General features: G+C 39.2%; 20 protein-coding genes. 18 read left to right on the forward strand and 2 right to left on the reverse strand.

The window, feature by feature from the left end; all coding sequences use genetic code 11:
• Positions 1-380: 380 nt before the first annotated feature.
• The gene (gene rpsD, locus CJZ72_RS05715; RefSeq protein ID WP_005880660.1) at positions 381-992 is read right to left on the reverse strand and encodes a 30S ribosomal protein S4; all 612 of its coding nucleotides are present in this window, start codon (positions 990-992) and stop codon (positions 381-383) included.
• A gap of 322 nt (positions 993-1,314) precedes the next feature.
• On the opposite strand from rpsD, the gene CJZ72_RS05720 reads away from it, so the two are divergent.
• From CJZ72_RS05720 to CJZ72_RS05775, 11 genes are all read left to right on the forward strand, one after another.
• Positions 1,315-2,112 (forward strand): formate/nitrite transporter family protein, encoded by a 798-nt coding sequence (locus tag CJZ72_RS05720; protein ID WP_005880658.1) that lies wholly within the window; start codon positions 1,315-1,317, stop codon positions 2,110-2,112.
• Between the two features lie 23 nt (positions 2,113-2,135).
• Positions 2,136-2,771, forward strand: coding sequence for a DNA alkylation repair protein (locus tag CJZ72_RS05725; RefSeq protein ID WP_081133744.1), 636 nt, complete (start codon positions 2,136-2,138; stop codon positions 2,769-2,771).
• Positions 2,772-2,790: 19 nt separating this feature from the next.
• Positions 2,791-3,564, forward strand: a complete 774-nt coding sequence (locus tag CJZ72_RS05730; RefSeq protein WP_081133745.1) for a Cof-type HAD-IIB family hydrolase — start codon at positions 2,791-2,793, stop codon at positions 3,562-3,564.
• 479 nt (positions 3,565-4,043) lie between these two features.
• Entirely contained in the window at positions 4,044-4,982 is a 939-nt protein-coding gene (locus CJZ72_RS05735) for a DMT family transporter (RefSeq protein ID WP_081133746.1), read from the forward strand.
• 420 nt (positions 4,983-5,402) lie between these two features.
• Entirely contained in the window at positions 5,403-6,200 is a 798-nt protein-coding gene (locus CJZ72_RS05745) for a TIGR00282 family metallophosphoesterase (protein ID WP_005875264.1), read from the forward strand.
• 14 nt (positions 6,201-6,214) lie between these two features.
• Positions 6,215-6,589 (forward strand): YlbF family regulator, encoded by a 375-nt coding sequence (locus tag CJZ72_RS05750; protein WP_005875266.1) that lies wholly within the window; start codon positions 6,215-6,217, stop codon positions 6,587-6,589.
• Positions 6,573-9,191: a DNA mismatch repair protein MutS gene (gene mutS / locus CJZ72_RS05755; RefSeq protein WP_081133748.1), complete on the forward strand. Its 2,619-nt coding sequence runs from the start codon at positions 6,573-6,575 to the stop codon at positions 9,189-9,191. Before CJZ72_RS05750 ends, mutS begins: the two co-directional genes overlap by 17 nt.
• Before the next feature lie 15 nt (positions 9,192-9,206).
• Positions 9,207-11,297 carry a DNA mismatch repair endonuclease MutL gene (mutL, locus tag CJZ72_RS05760; protein ID WP_095443681.1) on the forward strand — a complete coding sequence of 697 codons (2,091 nt, stop codon included), beginning with the start codon at positions 9,207-9,209 and terminating at the stop codon, positions 11,295-11,297.
• Positions 11,298-11,315: 18 nt separating this feature from the next.
• A complete protein-coding gene (locus CJZ72_RS05765) occupies positions 11,316-11,873 on the forward strand; it encodes a Maf family protein (protein WP_081133750.1) in 558 nt (185 codons plus the stop codon).
• 430 nt (positions 11,874-12,303) lie between these two features.
• A complete protein-coding gene (locus CJZ72_RS05770) occupies positions 12,304-12,492 on the forward strand; it encodes a type II toxin-antitoxin system HicA family toxin (protein ID WP_179135125.1) in 189 nt (62 codons plus the stop codon).
• Positions 12,493-12,527: 35 nt separating this feature from the next.
• Positions 12,528-12,914 carry a type II toxin-antitoxin system HicB family antitoxin gene (locus CJZ72_RS05775; RefSeq protein ID WP_081133751.1) on the forward strand — a complete coding sequence of 129 codons (387 nt, stop codon included), beginning with the start codon at positions 12,528-12,530 and terminating at the stop codon, positions 12,912-12,914.
• Between the two features lie 316 nt (positions 12,915-13,230).
• On the opposite strand, the gene treP is transcribed toward CJZ72_RS05775, so the two are convergent.
• The gene (gene treP / locus CJZ72_RS05780) at positions 13,231-15,216 is read right to left on the reverse strand and encodes a PTS system trehalose-specific EIIBC component (protein ID WP_095443682.1); all 1,986 of its coding nucleotides are present in this window, start codon (positions 15,214-15,216) and stop codon (positions 13,231-13,233) included.
• 236 nt (positions 15,217-15,452) lie between these two features.
• On the opposite strand from treP, the gene treR reads away from it, so the two are divergent.
• The 7 genes from treR (at position 15,453) to CJZ72_RS05815 (ending at position 20,531) form a co-directional block, all read left to right on the forward strand.
• Positions 15,453-16,166, forward strand: a complete 714-nt coding sequence (gene treR / locus CJZ72_RS05785) for a trehalose operon repressor (RefSeq protein WP_005875275.1) — start codon at positions 15,453-15,455, stop codon at positions 16,164-16,166.
• 76 nt (positions 16,167-16,242) lie between these two features.
• Positions 16,243-16,683 (forward strand): peptide-methionine (R)-S-oxide reductase MsrB, encoded by a 441-nt coding sequence (gene msrB, locus CJZ72_RS05790; protein ID WP_081133753.1) that lies wholly within the window; start codon positions 16,243-16,245, stop codon positions 16,681-16,683.
• A gap of 611 nt (positions 16,684-17,294) precedes the next feature.
• Entirely contained in the window at positions 17,295-17,897 is a 603-nt protein-coding gene (gene ruvA / locus CJZ72_RS05795) for a Holliday junction branch migration protein RuvA (RefSeq protein WP_081133754.1), read from the forward strand.
• Between the two features lie 12 nt (positions 17,898-17,909).
• Complete coding sequence (ruvB, locus tag CJZ72_RS05800) at positions 17,910-18,911, forward strand: Holliday junction branch migration DNA helicase RuvB (RefSeq protein WP_081133755.1); 1,002 nt, start codon at positions 17,910-17,912, stop codon at positions 18,909-18,911.
• Between the two features lie 48 nt (positions 18,912-18,959).
• Positions 18,960-19,541 (forward strand): TetR/AcrR family transcriptional regulator, encoded by a 582-nt coding sequence (locus tag CJZ72_RS05805; RefSeq protein WP_005875283.1) that lies wholly within the window; start codon positions 18,960-18,962, stop codon positions 19,539-19,541.
• A 15-nt stretch (positions 19,542-19,556) separates the two neighbouring features.
• Entirely contained in the window at positions 19,557-20,018 is a 462-nt protein-coding gene (locus CJZ72_RS05810; RefSeq protein WP_081133756.1) for a low molecular weight protein-tyrosine-phosphatase, read from the forward strand.
• Between the two features lie 138 nt (positions 20,019-20,156).
• Entirely contained in the window at positions 20,157-20,531 is a 375-nt protein-coding gene (locus CJZ72_RS05815; protein WP_081133757.1) for a hypothetical protein, read from the forward strand.
• Positions 20,532-21,072 lie beyond the last annotated feature (541 nt).

Genomic DNA, 21,072 nt, shown 5'->3' on the forward strand with positions numbered 1-21,072 from the left:
GTCAAAAAATCTCAAAACATGGAAAGCTGTTTCGAGATTTTCCTCCTTATTGCTCAGGCCAAAGCACTCTTTTCACAACCTCTATCTACGGTGTTCAAAGAGCTGACTTTCGGCATTAGCTCAAAAAAATAAAAAATATGGGGAGCTATTTTCTATTTTTCTTCTCTAATGCTCAAGCTAAAGCGCTCTTTTCACAACCTCTTCCACGGTGTTCAAAAGCCACCTCCTTGAAATAAGTCTGAATTTTTTAAAACATGAGAAGCTGTTTCAAAAAATCCATTCTTATTGTCGGCGGAGCTGAACGGGCTTTTTCACAACCTCTAAATAAAAAAGCCCAACTACCGATGTGGTAGTGGGCTTGTAAACCAAAACTTTTGAAATTATAGGCTTTGGTTGTAGTATTCAACGACAAGTGCTTCGTCGATTTCTGGATATAGTTCGTCACGTTCTGGTAAACGAGTTAATGAACCTTCCAATTTTTCAGCGTCAAAGCTTACAAATGCTGGGCGTCCAACAGTTGCTTCAACAGCTTCTTTAACTGTTACGATATTTTGTGATTTTTCACGAACTGAAATCACTTGACCCACTTCAACGTGGTATGAAGGGATATCAACGCGTTTGCCATCAACAGTGATGTGGCCATGGTTAACTAATTGACGTGCTTGACGACGAGTAGTTGCAAGACCTAAACGATAAACAACATTGTCTAAACGTTGTTCTAGTAAGATCATGAAGTTAACCCCGTGTTTACCTTCTTTGATTTTGCTAGCTTTAACGAACAAGTTACGGAATTGACGTTCGTTCATTCCGTACATATGACGTAGTTTTTGTTTTTCAGTTAATTGCATACCGTATTCTGATTGTTTGCCACGGCTGTTTGGTCCATGTTGACCTGGAGCGTAAGGGCGACGTGCTAATTCTTTTCCTGTGCCTGATAATGAAATACCTAGGCGACGAGAAATTTTCCATGATGGTCCTGTATAACGAGACATTAAAATTTCCTCCAATAAATAAATGTAGTTTTTGGAGTAAAATAATCCGATGAAAAATTCATAATCGTGTAGTCCGTTCTTCAATCTTCACCTTTGCAGCCGCGGTTACACAATTGAACCCGAATCGGGGCAACGAACTAGGGACGTATTATTATTCTTCTGCTGCATTATTTTACACAAATTCCAGTATAAAGGAAATCACTTGGTGATGTCAAGGGAAAAAGCTTCTAAAAACGCTTTACAAACGCTTCCGCACTCTATAAAATAAGGAGGTATATGCCAAAAGCATGAAAATAATTGAACAAATCAAAGGAGAAAAGAGATGAACCCAGTATCACCGTTGTTTGAAAAGATCGATGCCTCGATCGAAAAGAAAGTCGACTTGTTCGACAATAGTTTTGCACGTTATGCACTACGCGCCATATTTGCTTGTTTATTTTTAACATTAGGAACAGCTGTGGCTTTTGCAATCGCAATGAAAGGCGAAGCAATCGCTCACGGACTTGGGAAGATCCTTTACGCATTTATGTTTAGTTGGGGTTTGGTAATGATTTTGTACATGAATGCAGAGTTAGGGACTTCAAATATGCTTTATATGACAGTTGGTGTTTATCGTAAGCGCTTGAATCTATCGAAAGCACTAAAAATTTTATTTACTTGTATTTTGTTTAATCTGATCGGCGGCTTGTTGTTTGGATTTTTGGTTTCTGCTACTTCGCCATTTCAAAGTTTGGCATTGGACAATTATATGTTAGAATCAGTTGCAACGAAACTGACAAAGCCAACGATGACGATTTTGGTGGAAGCAATGTTTGCAAATATCCTAGTCAATACAGCTGTTTTGATCAGTATGCGTATGAAGGATGATGCAGGTAAAGTATTAACGGTTGTGTTCATTATTTTCATTTTCTCATTTTTAGGTTATGAACACGTGATTGCGAATTTCCCTGCTTTTACATTGGCTTTCTTTGCTTCAGGTGGACAAATGGATGCGATGACGCTAGGCAACATCGTACATAATTTATTGTTTGCCTTGCTTGGAAATTATATAGGAGGCGGACTAGTCATGGGGCTAGGGTACGCTTGGTTGAATCAGTCTAAATCGGCTTATGTGGACTGACCCCTTCAAAAGGAGGAGGGAAATTGGAGATGCTTGTTTTTCCAAAAAATGAAGAGAAAGCTAAACAGATGGAAGACTATATGCGTAATCAGTTTTTATTTGCCGGTGTGCCGAAACCAGAACGAGCAAATCTGCAAAAAAAATTGTTGCTTGATAGTAAATGCCTATCTGCTTCAGAAATTATTGCTTTGGCTGACTATTATTATGGTCAAATCGAAAGAGAGTATCAGTATTTAGCCATCGATTTAGTCCAACGTAACGTTCAACGTTTTACTTTTGATGAGTTGCGGGCATTGATAATGCTTGTAGAAAGAAAAGAATGGTGGGACAGTATTGATCTATGGCGGAAAGTTTACAGTACATGGTGCCTTCACCATCTAGAGCAACTGGAATCAGTTTTTGTTGTTTTTGCGCAACAAGATGATTTTTGGTTGCGGCGTATCGCTATTACGCTACAATTAGGTTTTAAAGAAAAAACGGAGACACAGCTACTTGCAAAAGCAATCGAAGCCGACCGTATGACCAATGAGTTTTTTATCCAAAAAGCAATTGGGTGGGCTTTAAGGGATTATAGTAAAACAGACGCAGATTGGGTAAGAGAACAATTAGCAAAAGACTTGAGTCCTTTGGCAACAAGAGAAGCAAGCAAGTATTTATAAGAAAGAGAGACGACAAAAAATGAAACGCAAACTATTTGCATTTGATATTGACGGAACATTGTTGGACACGAATAAACAAGCACTAGATAGCACGAGAGAAGCGCTCGATAAATTACGAAAAGCAGGTCATTTAGTGACGATTGCTACGGGACGTAGTCGTTTCCATGCACAGGAAGTGATCCGTGACTTAGATTTTACCAACTATATTTTATGTAATGGAGCCGCAGGTTTTTTAGATCATGAACAAGTCTACAAAAACCTTTTGGATCGTGAACAGTTAGACCGCTTTGTCGAAGAAGCACATAGTGAGAATATCGATACGGCATTTGTTAGTCTAGATAATATCAAGCGCTCTTCTTCGAATCATGTCGGAGTAATGGAAGAGGCAATGCATTCATTTGGCGCCGTTTTGCCTGAGTTGGATCAGTATTTTGTCGAGGAACAAGAGATTTACCAAGCTTTAGCCTTTTTTGATAAAACCTATGATGATCGTTTTGCTGATTATGATAAGATCCGTTTTGTACGTTGGCATGAAAATAGTGTAGACGTTGTTCCTCATGACGGTTCAAAAGCAGCGACGATCGTACATTTAGCTGATCAAGTCGGTATTACGCAAGAAGATATCATTAGTTTTGGTGACGGACAAAATGACCGAGAAATGTTGCGTATGTCAGGAATCGGAGTAGCAATGGGAAATGCTGCGCCGGAAGTCCAAGCAGAAGCAAAAATAGTCACAGATACAAATGACCAAGATGGTATTTGGAAAGCGTTGAAAGAATTGGCTTTTATTTAGTCTATTCCCACCGTTTATTCGTTTTTAGAGAATGAGACAAAAGTGTTTCTTACTTTTGTCTCATTCTCTTTTTTTTGATCTTTCCAAAAACCTGGCTTTTGTACGCTGCTTATTCGAGAGTCTGTGATAAAACTAATTTTTAGATTTGTCCCACATTCTTTCCACAATAAGAAAGGGGACCAAATAGATACTTTTGACTCAGGTTTTAAACAAGAATAAACGGTGACGGAAGAAGAAAATCGGCTTGATATCTCAGAGCAAAACACTTCTGGAACGACCTCAGTCATAGGGTTATAAGCTGGATTTCTTCGAGTATTTTTGGCAAGCTGATCGTTTAGTTTAAGCTTTTTTGCGTGTTGCTGTATGTTAACCGTTTTCTCGGTAGTAGACGCTGAATAAATTTACTTTTTCAAATTGATATATGAAGAAAGCTGGTGTATTCTTTTAACTAAATGTTTTAGTGAAGGTGGGAAAAGGGTTTGTCTGTACGTCTACGGGGGTTTATTTATGTAATCAGTGGTTCGATTTTATGGGGATCATCTGGGAGTGTTGCCCAATACTTTTTTGCAAAAAATGCTGTTAGTACGGAATGTATTGTTGGTTTGCGGTTGTTAGGTGCCGGTTTTTTATTGTCGTTATGGGCTTTTTTTACGCAACGAAAACAGTTAACTCAACTGTTCAGTCGGCCGAAAGATATAGGTCATGTGTTGTTGTTTGGTTTTGCTGGTGTTGTGCCATCGCAATTTACTTATTTTATGGCGATCCGCTTGGGTAATGCCCCGACCGCCACTATTCTGCAGTTTCTAAACCCGGTTTTTATTCTGCTTTATTATTCGATACGTCAGAGAACAGCTCCGCGACGAATTGATCTCTTATCGATTGTTTTAGCGATTGCAGGGACCTTTCTATTGGTGACACATGGTAGTTTGAATCAACTCGTTTTATCCCCTTGGGCGGTTTTTTGGGGGATCATGGCTGGGATTGCGGCAACTTTATACACCTTATTACCGAGAACCCTTTTGCGGACGTATGATGCTACCTTAGTAACTGGCTTGGCAATGTTAGCGGCTGGAATTGCTCTATTGCCGTTTATTTTACGGGAGTGGCCGCTGCATTTATCAAGATCGAGTATTCTTTCTTTGGCCTTTATTATTATTTTTGGTACGTTGTTTTCTTATTTATTTTATCTCAAAAGTTTGCAGTTTATCGATCCCACTACGACAAGTTTGTTGAGTTCGTTTGAACCGTTAACGGCCACTTTTTTATCTGTTTTATTCTTGAACACGTTATTTGATTGGTCTTCTTTGGTGGGAATGGGGTTGATTTTATCTACTACAATTTTACAAGCTTTAGCAAGCAAGTTGCCTTTTAGACGTTACCATGATAAAAGGATAGGTGTTGTGGGAAAGCCGAAATGAGATCTTTTAGGGCTTTTGCAGCACTGTAATGAAGAAAATGACAACCAAAAATGGTATGAGAAGGCCGATGATTGGTTGTTGGATTTTTTGAACGGTAAAAATAGTGATGCTGAGAAGACTATGACTTTGGTCTTCTTAGCATTTTTTACTTTGTTTTCAGAAGGTAAAAGTAGCATAGAAAATTCAATTATGGCAACACACGATCATATGATTTTTACTAGGAGTGAAGGATCATTGAATGGAGAGAACTAAAAGAATGGGGGTCATGTTCTAAATACAAATAAACTGCGGGAGCATAAGCAGTTCCTACATAAACAAACCAAAAGCACTTGGAGTGAAACACATCTGTTTCAGCCTCTTTTCTTTCTTCTATAAAACAACTATAATATAAAGTGACGTTAAAAGAGAAGAGGAAAAAGTGTGCGGGTTTTATTTATTGGTGATGTAGTAGGTTCAATGGGGCGAGAAATGATTACAGAGTATCTTCCTCGATTAAAGAAAAAATTTCGACCACAGGTGACGATTGTCAACGGGGAAAACGCAGCTGCTGGAAGAGGGATCACAGAAAAAATCTATAAGAAGTTCTTACAAGATGGTGTAGACGTGGTCACTATGGGGAATCATACATGGGACAATAGAGATATTTTTGAGTTTATTGACCAAGCAAAAAAAATGGTACGTCCAGCTAATTTCCCAGAAGGAACACCAGGACAAGGGATAGTATTTGTCAAAGTCAACCAGCTTGAATTAGCAGTTATCAATATGCAAGCTCGTTCTTTTATGGTGGATCTAGATGACCCTTTCCGTAAAATGAACGAATTGATCGAAGAAGCAAGAAAAAGAACGCCAATTATTTTTGTTGATTTTCATGGGGAAACAACTAGTGAAAAACAAGCAATGGGTTGGTTCCTAGATGGAAAAGTTTCCGCAGTCGTTGGAACACATACCCATGTGCAAACGAACGATGCGCGTATCTTGCCTCAGGGGACAGCTTATTTAACTGATGTTGGTATGACTGGTCCGTATGATGGAATCTTAGGGATGCGACGTGAACCTGTTATCGAGAAGTTCCTAACTGCCCTACCTAAACGTTTTGAAGTGGTAGAAAACGGCAGAGGGCTTTTGAGCGGTTGTTTGTTAGAGATCGATGATGTGACTGGAAAAGCAAAAACGATCGAGTTGATCCAAATCAATGAAGACCGGCCATTTTTAGAATAGAGAGTGAGCGAATATTGCCAAAAGAAGCGAACATTCAAAAAGAAGCAGACAAGCTTATGGAACAATTAAGTCTGAATGAAGTAATCATCCGCTACAAAGAACTAGAAATGAAAGTACAAGAGAATCACTATCTAACGCAACTTACAGAAGAAATCCAAAAAGCACAAAAAGAAGCAGTGAACTTTGCACATTATGGCAAGAAAGAAGCGGAAAAAGAAGCGATTGCACGAGCGAATGAGCTGACTGAAACAATGGATCAGCATCCGCTTGTCTTGGCTTACCGCCACCAATTGGTTGAAGCAAACGACCTTTTGCAACATTTGACGAAGATGATCCAAGAGGAAATCAATGAATGGATAGAGGAGGAAGAGCATGCCTCAAAAAACTAAGAATACTCCGATGATGGAACAATATTTAAGCATCAAGGCTCAATACCAAGATGCTTTTTTGTTCTATCGTTTGGGTGACTTTTATGAATTATTTTATGAAGATGCTATCAAAGCATCGCAAATTTTAGAATTGACGTTAACGAGTCGTAACCGAAATGCAGATGATCCGATTCCGATGTGTGGCGTGCCACACCATGCAGCCCAAGGGTATATCGATATTCTGATCGAAAAAGGCTATAAAGTGGCAATTTGTGAACAAGTCGAAGATCCCAAGACAACTAAAGGAATGGTCAAACGTGAAGTGATCCAATTGGTCACTCCAGGAACAGTCATGGACAGTAAAGGTCTTTCGGCTAAAGACAATAATTTCTTGACAGCTGTAGTGAATGATGGAACTGATTTTGGTTTTGCCTATGTTGATTTGAGTACGGGAGAATTAAAAACAGCCCATTTACATGATGAGGAAGCTGTTTTAAATGAAACTTCTGCTTTGCAGACCAAAGAACTTGTTCTGGGAAATGAAATCAGCGAAACACTTTCTGAACAATTGAAGAATCGTCTAGGTTTAGTTTTTTCAAAACAAGAAACAAGTGAAGAAAATGCGGAATTTAGTTTTTTGACAAGTGAATTGAATGACCCGCTTGAAAAAGAAGTGACTGGCAAATTATTGACTTATTTAGCAGTTACACAAAAAAGAAGTCTCTCGCACATCCAAAAAGCGGTAGAATATCAACCCGATCATTATTTAAAGATGGACTACTATTCAAAATTCAACTTGGAACTAAGTCAGTCTATTCGGACAGGCAAGAAACATGGGACACTCTTATGGTTGCTGGATGAGACAAAAACAGCTATGGGTGGTCGTCTGTTGAAACAATGGCTAGATCGTCCTTTGATCCAGTTGAAGCAAATCAACGCACGTCAGGACATGGTAGATTCACTTTTAAATAGTTATTTTGAAAGATTGGATCTTCAAAGTGCCTTGACGAAAGTCTATGATTTAGAACGCCTAGCAGGAAGAGTGGCTTTCGGGAATGTCAATGGGCGTGACTTGATCCAATTGAAAACTTCATTAGAACAAGTACCGTTACTTCGTCAGTTGATTGAAGGCATCAATGAAGGACAGTGGACAGAACTATTAAAAGAAATGCAACCGATGGACCAATTAGTACGCCTGATCGATCAAGCGATCCAAGATGAACCTCCTTTACAGATCACTGAAGGAAATGTCATTAAAGATGGATTCAATGAACAATTGGATGCCTATCGTTCAGCAATGAAAAACGGTAAGCAATGGCTAGCAGAGTTAGAAGCAAGAGAACGACAAAATACAGGGATCAAAAACTTAAAAGTTGGTTTCAACCGCGTTTTTGGGTATTATATTGAAATCACGAAAGCCAATCTTGCGAACACTGAACTAGAAAAGTATGAAAGAAAGCAAACACTAGCGAATGCAGAGCGCTTCATAACCCCTGAATTGAAAGAATTAGAAACACAGATTCTTGAAGCAGAAGAAAAATCAGTAGATTTAGAATATCAGTTGTTTTTGGCAGTAAGAGAAGAAGTGAAAAAAGCCATCCAACCATTACAAACACTTGCCAAGGCTATTAGTACAGCAGATGTTTTGCAAAGCTTCGCTACTATCAGTGAACGCTATCAATATGTGCGCCCTGAAATGGTTACAAACCGTCATGAACTGGTGATTCAAGAAGGACGCCATCCAGTAGTCGAAAAAGTTTTAGGACATCAAGAGTACATCCCGAATAGTGTGGAGATGGCAGAAGATGAAATGATCTTGTTGATAACAGGACCAAATATGTCAGGTAAAAGTACGTATATGCGGCAGTTGGCATTGACTGTTCTAATGGCACAAATGGGTTGTTTCGTACCCGCGCAAAAAGCTATCCTACCAGTATTCGATCGGATTTTTACTCGTATCGGGGCAAGTGATGATCTTATTGCTGGCCAAAGTACATTCATGGTTGAAATGATGGAAGCGAACCAAGCATTGCTCCATGCTACACCGAATAGCTTGATTCTATTTGACGAGTTAGGTCGAGGAACGGCAACGTATGATGGTATGGCATTAGCCCAAGCAATCATTGAGTATATCCACAAAAACGTACAGGCAAAGACATTGTTCTCTACGCACTACCATGAATTGACTGTTTTAGACCAAGAATTACCTCAGTTGAAGAATGTCCACGTGGGTGCGGTGGAAAAAGAAGGGGAAGTGGTCTTCCTCCACAAGATGATGGACGGACCTGCAGACAAAAGTTATGGGATCCACGTAGCGAAAATCGCTGGCTTACCTCCTAAATTATTAGAGCGGGCAGCCAAAATTTTAGAAACGCTAGAAGCAGGCGATACTATCCATCATTCAGTTGCTGTCGAAGTTGAAGCGGCATCAAGCAAAGAAATCTCGTATCCAGAAGCTGACACGCTACAAGAAGAGCCAGCAGAAACACAACAACTTTCATTGTTCAGTGAATTAAGTGAATCAGAAACAGCTGTCATCACCGCTTTAAAACAAATGAACCTTCTAGAAATGACGCCGATGGATGCATTGAATCAATTATACGAACTAAAAAAACAACTATAGGAAGAAGGCGTTGAGATGGCAAAAATTCAGGAACTATCGGAACGATTAGCCAATCAGATCGCAGCTGGTGAAGTTGTCGAACGGCCAGCATCCGTGGTAAAAGAACTCGTTGAAAATGCCATTGATGCCGGAAGTACGCAAATTGATATTTTAGTTGAAGAAGCAGGCTTGAAAAAAATCCAAGTCATTGATAATGGCGAAGGTATTTTGACTGAAGATGTGGAAAATGCGTTCAAACGCCACGCTACAAGTAAGATCCATAGTCGTGATGATCTTTTCCGTATCCGTACGTTAGGTTTTCGCGGAGAGGCGCTTCCTAGTATTGCATCCGTATCGTTGCTTACGATTGAGACAGCAAACCAAGACGAACCACAAGGAACCTACTTAGAATTGAAGGGCGGAGAAGTAATAGAGCATCGCCCGGCGCCGCTAAGACAAGGAACAAAAATCACCGTTGACAATCTGTTCTTCAATACACCTGCACGGTTAAAATATGTAAAAACATTGCATACGGAGTTAGCCAATATTGGCGATATCGTCAATCGCTTAGCTTTAAGCCATCCCACGATTGCATTTCGTTTAGTCCACGACGGCAATAAAATGTTGGCAACAGCAGGAAATGGAGATCTAAAACAAACGATTGCGGGGATCTATGGATTAGCTACAGCAAAAAAAATGTTGAAAATCGAAGCGAACGATTTAGATTTTGAAGTCTTTGGGTATGTTTCCTTGCCAGAAGTTACTCGTGCAAGCCGAAATTATTTATCGACGATCATCAATGGCCGCTTCATCAAGAATTTTTCGTTAAACAAAGCAATCGTGGCAGGTTACGGCTCGAAACTGATGGTTGGCCGCTTTCCAATTGCTGTTTTAGAAATCAAAATGGACCCGTTATTAGTCGATGTCAATGTCCATCCTACAAAACAAGAAGTCCGTTTATCCAAAGAACAAGAACTGACAGATTTGATTGCTCAGGCGATCCAAACAGCACTATCACAAGAAAACTTGATTCCTAGTGCTGCAGACAATTTAAGATTTAAGAAAAAAGTACCGGATCAACCAAAAGCTGAACAAATCGAGATTGATTTATCTTATGCGTTTGAAGAGCAGAAACCAAAAACCCCGCAAAGTTTGGGTTACGATCAAGCGACAGGTGCATTCTATGTTTCTGAGGAAAAGAGTCCAGTTGTGAACGATTCTGTTGATAACTCTGTGGAAAGTGTTGAAAACAATGAGAGATTTTCTGAAGAAACAGGGAATTATCCAGAAAAACAGGAAAAAACGGTGGATAAACCTGGTGATACTGTGGATAACTTTGTAGAAAAAATAGTGGATAAGTCTGCAGATGAGTTATCCACTGTGGGTAACTTTTTAGAACAAGAAGTTCCTAGTCAAGATGTAGCGGAAACTGTGTACGAGGAAGAATTAGCTTTACATCCAGAATTTGATCTAGGGAAAAAAGATCGTGGATTGGAGCAAGCAATCCAAAAACTCGAGACTGAAAAGGCAACACAACGTTTTCCTCAGTTGGAATATTTTGGACAAATGCATGGAACATATCTCTTTGCTCAAAGCAAAGAAGGACTCTATATCATTGACCAACATGCCGCTCAGGAACGGATCAAATATGAATATTTCCGGGAAAAAATCGGGGAAGTCACAGATGATCTTCAAGAACTGCTTGTTCCTTTTGTTTTAGATTACCCGAATAGCGACGCATTGAAATTAAAAGAGCAGAAACCTGTACTTGAAGAAGTCGGGATTTATTTAGAGGAATTTGGCCAAAATAGTTTTATTGTTCGTGCACACCCAACTTGGTATCCAAACGGGGAGGAAGAAGCGATCATTCGAGAAATGATCGATATGTTATTGTCCACTGGAACGGTTAGTGTGAAGAAATTTCGTGAGGCGACAGCAATCATGATGAGTTGTAAACGATCGATCAAAGCGAACCATTATCTAAATGAAGCACAGGCTAGGGTACTGTTGAACGATCTTGCCCAATGTGAAAATCCGTTTAATTGTCCACATGGAAGACCAGTACTGATCCACTTTACTAATTCAGATATGGAAAGAATGTTCAAAAGAATCCAAGATCCACATTAAGGGGAAGAGGAGAAACAGATGAAAGTTGTTTTGGCTTCACAGTCACCAAGAAGAAAAGAATTACTGGGACGATTGATTTCCACATTCGAGGTTCAACCTGCTGATATCGATGAAACGCCATTTGAAGGGGAAAACCCTAAACAATATGTACAACGAATGGCTCTTGAAAAAGCGAAGGTTGTGAAAAGTAAACAATTACCAGATACATTGGTCATTGCAAGCGACACGACGGTGGTGCTTGAAGACGAGATCATGGGTAAGCCTGAGAATGAGGAAGAAGCGCAAGAGATGCTTCGAAAACTAAGTGGCACCACCCATGATGTCTATACAGCAGTCGTTCTAACAAATCATCAAAAAGAAGAAAAAATCTTAGCACATGCGGCAGTTACTTTCTACGATCTAACAGATGCAGAGATCGCTGCTTACTTAGCAACTGGTGATTATGCTGATAAAGCAGGCGCATATGGTATCCAAAGCCTGGCTGGTGCATTTGTCAAAGCAATTAATGGCGACTATTACAGTATTGTGGGATTTCCCATTGGTGCCGTCAATCAAGCGCTGAAAAAATTTAACTGAAACTAAAAAAGACTCATTGTCAAAGGATAGTGGTAGTGAGAAATTTTGGAATAAATTAGACGAGGTCGAGACAAAAGTCGTTTAGGTTTGATAAATTGGAGAGAAAAACGAACAATACGCTTTTTGTATTGCTCGTTTTTTTTTTTGAAATTTCCGAAAAACCTGATTTTTAGATTTGTTCCATATTCGTTTATTTCTTCTTATTTTTCGGAGCTAAATACTTCTGTCCCAGCCTCCACTATATCAAAAAATAGGAGATACCCTTCTGTAAAAAGGGCTATAGAAAATGTATAACAAACAGTATTGAAATGTATGGTGCTGTATTAGGGATTTTGACAGAAATAGCAATATCTAAAGCCGATGATTTGGAGAAAAAATTTAACAGTACGTCCTGTACGTGCTATAATGTTTATGTCAGGAGGTAGTGCGCATGCCCATGACAATTAGAGAGGCAGAAAAATTACTCAAAGAAGCTGGCTTTGTCGAAGTGAAAGGTGGGAAGGGTTCTCACAGGAAATTTATCAAAGAGAATTTTCCGCGCCCGGTCATTCTTACCTGTCATTCAAAAGAGTTATCACAACGAGTAGAAAATACTGTCCGAAAGGCAGTGGGCTTATAAGCTCACTGTGTCTATCAGAAAGAGGGGGAGATCTTATGAAAAAAGTATATCCAGCTATTTTTGAAAAAGATCCCGTGGGGTATGGTATTTATTTTCCAGATGTGGAAGGTGCAGTGACTCAAGCTGAAACTATTTTAGAAGGGCTGGAAGTCGCTTCGGATGCTCTTGGCATAATGCTTGGTGATTTGGTAGAGCGTAATCTTCCTTTACCTGAGCCAAGTACTATGAAGGAAATTTCCTATGATCCTGAGACGGAGTTTGCTACATTAGTGTCAGTGGAGTTAGATGACTACTTAAAAGATGTAAAACTTGATAAAAAGACGATAAAGATTCCACATTGGCTAAATGTTAGAGCGACAAATGAAGGCATTAATTTTTCGAAAACGATGACTGAAGCGTTAGCTAAAAAACTGAATATATGATATCTAAGGACTCATTATCAAAGGATAGTGGTAATGAGAAATTATTGGAATAATGGCTATTCGTCAAATCGTATTGATGCAAATTTGTATAAAACTCACGATATGTGGTGCATTCTGTGTGCTACGTATTTTATTTTCATAGATTAGTCCTTGTTGCATATAGATGTCAAATTCATTCTAAAGAATTTCAAGCTATCTTTTCTAAACTTTTGAATCATAAAAAATATCGGCGAACTTCACCAACATCAAAAAGTATAGAACCAAAAAAATGAGCCAAGTAACCTCGTTATGCAGAGGTTATCTGGCTCATTTTGTCTTACTTGATCTTTGCTTTACCGACTTGTTCACCATGGCGGGCAAGTCCTGTTCGATCGAGTGATAATCCAGCTACTTTTTCATCGTTAGTTAGAACAACAAGGATATCTGTCTTTTTCCCTGCTTGCTCAACCGCAGCTAGATCCATTTCAGCTAAACGTGTATTTGGTGTGACAAGGTCGCCTTCTTTCACGTGTATAGTGAAAGGTGCTCCTTTTAACTCAACCGTATCAAGTCCCATATGAACAAGGACTTCAAGGCCTGCAGCACTTAAGATACCGATAGCATGTTGTGTTTCAAAAACGCTAGTGACTCTTCCGCTGACAGGTGCATACACATTGTTGTTTGAAGGTTCGATCGCGTATCCTTCACCCATCATTTTTTGAGAAAAGACAGGGTCATCAACTTCGATGATCTCTTTAATTGGTCCATCTGCTACTGCAAACAATTCTTCAGCAAGAGCTACGCTAGTTGTTGCTGTGTTGACTGGTTCGAACTGTTTTGGAGCAACAGTGCTGCCGTCTGCTGTTTGTAATTGGACACTTGATTCAGCAACGGGTACAGCTGGATCAATTTTATTCAAAATCCCTTGACGTCTAAAGATGACAGTCAAACCGAAAGGAACAATGACTGCAATGACCATTGCAATGATAAAAGGTACCCATGCTTGTGCTTGGATAGCCAAGATGCCAGGCAAGCCTCCTACACCGATAGCATTCGCGCGTACACCCATCAAGTTAGCGAACATCCCTGCTAGACCTGAGCCAACCATTGCTGCCACAAATGGATAAACGTATTTCAAGTTGATCCCGAACATTGCAGGTTCTGTTACACCTAAGTAACAAGAGATCATTGCAGGAATAGAGATTTGTTCTTCTTTTTTATTCCCTCTGTGTAAGAAGATGATTGCCAGTACAGCTGAACCCTGTGCGATATTTGATAGAGCAATCATAGGCCAGAGGTTCGTTGAACCAAAATCAGCAATCAACTGCATATCGATCGCATTTGTCATATGGTGCAATCCAGTAATTACTAATGGGGCATATAAGAAACCAAATACTGCACTGAATAGCCAGCTGATTGAAGAAGTCAACCCTGTATTTACGACATTTGAGATCCAGCTACCAATTGTCCAGCCGATAGGACCTAAAATTACATGAGCCGCTAAGACTGTTGGTACCAAGGAGAATAATGGTACGAAGATCATTGAGATCGACTGTGGGATATACTTACGGAAGAAAATTTCCAAATAAGCTAACATGAATCCGGCAAGCATTGCTGGAATCACTTGTGCTTGATAACCAATCATTTGAACTTGTGCAAATCCGAAATCCCAGAAAGGAATATCAGCAGCAGCAGTTGTAGCTACACTATAGGCATTTAATAATTGCGGTGAAACTAATGTGATCCCTAAAACAATTCCTAAAATTTGTGTAGTACCCATTTTCTTTGCGATACTCCAAGTGATCCCGACAGGTAAGAAGTGGAAGATTGCTTCACCTGGTAACCATAAGAATCCATTGACACCATTCCAGAACTGAGAATGTTCAACGATCGTTCCACCAAGACTCGCAAATTGGATACCTTCTAATACATTACGAAAACCTAAAATCAGTCCACCCACGATAATTGCAGGAATCAGTGGTGTGAAAATTTCCGCTAAAACAGCAATTGCTCGTTGGACCGGATGAAGATTTTGCTTGGCTGCGACTTTACTTTGTTCTTTGGATACGCCTTCAACACCAGATACAGCAACAAAATCATTGTAAAATGTGGCTACATCATTGCCGATAATTACTTGAAACTGTCCTGCGTTAGTAAACATTCCTTTGACACTGGGAATATCTTCGATTGCTTTTTCGTCTGCTTTTTGCTGATCATTCAAAACGAAACGCATACGTGTAGCACAGTGACTCACAGCGGCAATATTTTCTTTTCCGCCGATACTCTCTAGTAGTTTTTCGGCATCTACTTGATACTTTGCCATAGGAATAAACCCCTTTCTTTTCAACTTGTGTATACAAGTTGTTCATATCCATACTATACTGTTTTATTTAGTGAATTGCAAGCGTTTTATTTGAAAATGAAAAAATCTTGTAATCGCTATAAAAACGATGGAGTGAATGGAGTAAGAAAGTAGCCAGAACATTGAAATCATAAAAAAGCTGTAGTATAGTTGATTAACGAGTAAGAGATTTCAACTGTTTAGTGGAGGAGAAACGAATGAATAAATTCAATGAAATTTTTTTAGATTTGGAACAAAAAATTTTGGAAAAAGAATATCCTCCCCATACATTGTTGCCAAGTGAGAATCAATTGATCAAGATTTATGGTGTTTCACGGGAAACAATCAGAAAAGCGCTTAATCTTTTGACAACAGAAGGTTATATCCAAAAAAAACAGGGAAAAGGGTCAATCGTATTAGAACGTAATCGATTTGATTTTCCAATCGCTGGTTTAACTAGCTATAAAGAGCTACAAGAAGCACAACATATTCCTAGTGAAACCATCGTGCAGACGTTAGAAGAAACAACAGTTGATCAAGCACTTAGCGATGTTACTGGTTGGGTAAAAGGAACACCGGTCTGGCATTTGATACGTCAACGAAAAATCAATGGAGAAATTGTAATCTTGGATCGAGATTATCTATTGAAGGATGTAGTTCCTGTGTTGACAAAGCAAATCAGTGAAGGTTCTATTTATGAATACTTTGAAGATGAGTTACAGCTGACGATTGCTTATGCCCAAAAAGAAATCACCGTTGAACCTGTGACAGCAGCGATAGAAGAAGCCATGGATCTAAACGGAGACCAATACGTAGTGGTTGTGAGAGGCTTAGTCCATTTAGAGGATACGAGTTGTTTCGAATATACCGAATCGATCCATCGTTTAGACAAATTTCGCTTTGTAGAGTTTGCAAGAAGACGAAAAGTATAAGCTTGTAGCAAAATGAGCAGATTGTTTGCTTCTCCCTCCTTTGTCATTATGATTAAAAGACAAGGAGGCGTTTTTGATGAACGAAATTGAAAAGAAAAAACAAGAGTTAAAAGAACAAGACCCAATTTCCTATGCAGTGACACAAGAAAACGCGACAGAACGACCATTCACAGGAAAATATGATGATTTTTATGAAAAAGGGATCTATGTCGATATTGTCAGTGGTGAGCCACTATTCAGCTCTGCCGAGAAATATGATGCAGGCTGTGGGTGGCCAGCTTTCAGTAAGCCAATCACAAGAAAAGATATCAAAGAAAAAGCTGATTTTTCACATGGGATGCATCGAGTAGAGGTGAGGAGCAATCAAGCAGACTCACATTTAGGGCATGTCTTCAATGACGGCCCCACAGAAAAGGGTGGCTTACGCTACTGTATCAATTCTGCGGCTTTAAAGTTCATTCCTTATGATGAAATGGAACAGCAAGGATATGGCGACTATCGCTCGTTAGTTGAATGAAAGGTCTGACCATGACAAAATTATCAAGTATAATCAAGAAAACGTCCAAGGCGGACAATCAAACGGCTTTCAGTAAAAGAATGACCAATATCTGAACTTTTTATCCACGATCAAGCGCTGTGAACGATGAAATTTGAGGCTGGGACAGAAGTGTTTAACTCCGAGAAATAAGAAGAAATTAACGAAAATTGCTTTTCAAATTTTTGTTAATTTCGGCTTATTTCCGAAGAAGTTGCTTCTGCTCCCGCCGTTTATTCGTTTTTAAAGAATGCGACAAAAGTGTTTCTTACTTCTGGCCCAGCCTCACCTACTGGGGATAGTCACAAATTTCATTGTTTGCGGCTTTTTTCGTCGTATTTTTTATCCACTTATCGAGTCCAGTACTGTTTTTGATCTGTATCCGAGATGCTGGCTAGAGATGAGGACAGAGAAAGCAACACTATCAGATTCAAACAGCTATTTCTCTCTGTTCCAAAGTTTATATGATTTTAGATACATATGACTTGATGATGCGGGAACAAAAATAGCGACCTCTTTTTTCAAAAGCCAAAGTGTGCTACAATAGGAGAAAATATGCGAACGTATGTGTGTGAAAGAAAGAGGATAACAAGATGTATGAATATCTGACAGGTGTGGTCACTTTTATCAACCCCTATTACATAGTAGTGGAAGCAAATGGGATCGGTTATCAAATTGCTTTGGGAAATCCTTACCGTTATAGCAGTCAAATGAACAAAGAAGTAAAAATCTACGTCCATCAAGTCATCCGAGAAGATGCGCATCTTCTCTATGGCTTCGGTTCTCTAGAAGAAAAACAATTATTCTTACGATTGGTCAGTGTTTCAGGCATTGGTCCTAAGAGCGCCTTGGCTATTATGGCTAGTGACGATCATTCGGGATTGATTCATGCAGTAGAATCTGGAGATGTCACTTATTTGACGAAATTCCCGGGTGTTGGTAAAAAGACAGCGCAGCAGATGATTCTTGATCTAAAAGGAAAATTTGGTGAGTTGAGCATCGAGACGCCCTTCAATTTATTTAATGAGACTGCACTGCAAGATGCAACGGCTCTATCTGAGGCAATGGAAGCTTTATCTGCATTAGGATATAGTGAAAGAGAAGTCAAGCGTGTAGAAAAACAACTAAAAGAAGTGGAAAATCAAACCACTGATGAATATTTACGTCAAGCATTGAAATTGATGATGAAAAAATAAGGAGGGCTATGAATGACAGACGAACATCTATTATCGCCTGAAACGGGTGAAAATGAACTTAGTTTGGAAAAATCCCTCCGCCCGCAGTATCTTTCGCAGTATATTGGGCAAAATAAAGTCAAGCAAGAACTAAAGATCTATATCGAAGCAGCTCGTAATCGGGAAGAGCCTTTAGATCATGTATTATTATATGGTCCTCCAGGTTTAGGAAAAACGACAATGGCCATGGTGATTGCAAACGAAATGGCGGTGAATATCCGGACTACGAGTGGACCGGCTGTTGAACGACCAGGGGATCTAGTCGCGATCCTCAATGAATTAGAAGCTGGAGACGTATTATTTATTGACGAAATCCACCGGTTACCGCGGGTAGCAGAAGAAATGCTTTATTCGGCGATGGAAGATTTCTATGTAGATATCATGGTAGGCCAAGGACCGACTGCTCATCCAGTCCATTTTCCGTTGCCACCATTTACATTGATTGGCGCAACAACTAGAGCAGGAATGCTGTCGGCACCACTTAGAGATCGGTTTGGGATCATTTCCCACATGGAGTACTATGAAGAATCTGATTTAAGAGAGATCGTTATCCGTTCTTCTGATATTTTCCAAACAGAGATCATCGAAGAAGGTGCGTTAGAGATTGCACGACGCTCGAGAGGAACACCTCGTATCGCAAATCGCTTGTTGAAGCGAGTCCGAGATTTTGCGCAAGTCCAAGGCGATGGAAAAATTGATCAGCAGATCGCAGATCGAGCATTGACTTTATTACAAGTGGACCAAGCTGGGCTAGATTATGTGGATCAAAAACTGTTGCGGACAATGATCGAATTATATGGTGGTGGACCGGTCGGACTAAGTACTTTATCTGTCAATATCGGGGAAGAACGAGAAACAGTAGAAGATATGTATGAACCTTTTTTGATACAAAAGGGATTTTTAAAGCGTACACCGCGAGGAAGAATTGTGACTGCCTACGCATACGAACATTTTGGCTACGACTATCAGGTCTGATTTTGTAGTGAATTCAATTCTTTAAGTGGAAAGATAGGAGGAATGTGGATGGGTGATACACTGCACACGAAACAATTGATCAAAACCGTGTTTATCGATCTATGTCAAGAACAGTCTCTACAAAAAATCAGTGTTCAGCGGATTGCGCATGAAGCTGGAATCAATCGTCAGACGTTTTATTATCATTTTACAGATAAATATGATTTATTACGCTGGGTCTATTATGAAGACTGTTTACACTATCTAGATCCTGATTCTCTTTCTTTAGACAATTGGGAAGAACAAGCTTTGAAAATGTTAAAAGCAATCGCTGCTCAAAAAGATTTTTATGCAAGCACAGTCGTTTCAGACCAAGAAGTAATGCAAAAAGAATTTATAACGATCATCCAACAATCATTTATCAAGATTTTTGAAGAAATGGACGAGGAAAAGCAATTATCTTCAACAGATAAATTGTTTTATGCCCGTTTTTTCTCCTACGGTTGTAGTGGGGTATTGATCAATTGGATCACTCACGAGTATACTGAAACGCCAATGGAGATTGCGATGCAACTCTTTCGTTTAGCCAAAGATACAGAGTTGTATTCTTACCGGTTGTATGCAAAAGAAGAACTAGAAGAAAATGAATGAGGGGAGAACCTGTCAATGACTAGCGTTTTATTTGTGTGCTTAGGAAATATCTGTCGCTCACCGATGGCTGAGGGACTGTTGAAAAAGCGGATTGCAGATGCTGGGATGTCGCATCGATTTAGGATTGATTCAGCAGCCACTAGCACGTATGAAATTGGACGTTCGCCTCATCCAGGTACGCAAGCGATCTTAGCAAAAGAAAATATTTCTACAGAGGGTATGATTGCCCGCCAAATCCAGCCACAAGATTTCCAAAAATTTGACTGGATCATTGGTATGGATCAGTCGAATGTCGAGGAACTAAAACAGTTAGCACCTACAGATGCTCAAGCCAAAATCCATTTATTTTTGAGTAGTGTACCAGGGAAAGAAGAACAAAATGTTCCTGATCCATATTACACACATGATTTTGATGAAACCTATCAACTGTTGAGTCAAGGTCTTGATTATTGGCTAAAAATATGGAGAAAGTATTAATAAAATAACAATATATATGATAAGTTAACGCTTACTTTTTTTAACCGAAGCAAATCATATTCTTGTTTTTTCGCTAAAAATTAGGTAAAATAGACTTAATTAAGTAACACTTTCTTAGTTAAAGGAGGAGTGCATTCGATGAATGAAGAACCAGTATCACCTATGAAGAAACTGACCAAGTTAGTGACACATACGTCCTACCAGCTTTTTGATTCTTTTGTAAATGACACTGAGAAAATAGCAGAGAATGTACGTCTGCAAGGAAAGTTTGTTCTTGAACTACAGAAAGCGGCAGCGCAACACAGTTTAGTCATTCTGCAAGTCAGAGAAAATCGCATGAGTAATAAATATGAAACGATCTCGGGCTGGGTCGCAACGAAAACAGTGGAAAAAGAGCGGGTCATGATCCGTTTACAAAACCAAGAACAACAAATACGTATGGTACCAATTGAACAAATCGAAAAAATCACTAGCCTTTCACCAGCGGGAGAGCAAGAACGATTATCAAAATAAATCAAATCGAAGAGGTTGGGACAGAAGTGTTTAACTCCGAGAAATAAGAAGAAATTAACGAAAATTGCTTTTCGAATTTTTGTGAATTTCGGCTTATTTCCGAAGGAGTTACTTCTGCTCCCACCGTTTATTCGGAGTTAGAGTCTGTGGCAAAACTGATTTTTAGTTTTGTCCCACGCTCTTTTTTTTGTATCAAAGGATCGAATAAAAGCAGAAAATATAGTAGAAATAAAAAAAAGGTCCTGCTAGCCGGGGAGCTAGCAGGATAAGGAGTTAAAAATGAAAAAGTGTTGTTAGGGTTGTTTGTTGGTATGCTTATATAATAGCGAGGAGTTGTGAATTTTTTGTGACGAAAGTTTTTGAAAGTTGTTAAATTTCTTTGTAAAAATTATTTCTTATTGATAAAAGTTACTTGTTTATAAGAAATGGAAATAATCATCTCCTTAGATAGTATTTTCTATTTAGCTCATGATGAAAGTACGTTGAAGAACGGATAATTATGAAGCAGTTCGCATTATCTTGTTACTAAAGGATAATTGTA

The sequence above is a fragment of the Enterococcus durans genome (assembly GCF_002277935.1).
GTDB classification, from domain to species: Bacteria; Bacillota; Bacilli; order Lactobacillales; family Enterococcaceae; genus Enterococcus_B; species Enterococcus_B durans.